Here is a 379-nt window from a genome sequence, read left to right on the forward strand (position 1 = left end):
TGATCGGCATGGGGGAATTCTTCGCTATCCTGGTCGCCGGTATCGACCTTTCGGTTGGCGCGATTCTGGCGCTTTCCGGTATGGTGACCGCTAAACTGATGTTGGCAGGTATTGATCCGTTTCTCGCGGCGCTAATTGGCGGTGTACTGGTTGGCGGCGCACTGGGGGCGATCAACGGCTGCCTGGTCAACTGGACGGGACTACACCCGTTCATTATCACCCTTGGCACCAACGCTATTTTCCGTGGGATCACGCTGGTGATCTCCGATGCCAACTCGGTATACGGCTTCTCATTTGACTTCGTGAACTTCTTTGCCGCCAGCGTAATTGGGATACCTGTCCCCGTTATCTTCTCGCTAATTGTCGCGCTCATCCTTTG

The 379-nt window shown here is 55.1% G+C and carries 1 protein-coding gene; it reads left to right on the plus strand.

Annotation, left to right across the window (positions count from 1 at the left end; all coding sequences use genetic code 11):
• Positions 1-379, plus strand: a 379-nt coding sequence (locus LZP73_RS19390) for an ABC transporter permease subunit (protein WP_442800768.1), incomplete at both ends; no start/stop codon positions are given.

It is taken from the genome of Shewanella sp. AS16, from assembly GCF_021412365.1.
Classification (GTDB): Bacteria; Pseudomonadota; Gammaproteobacteria; order Enterobacterales; family Shewanellaceae; genus Shewanella; species Shewanella salipaludis.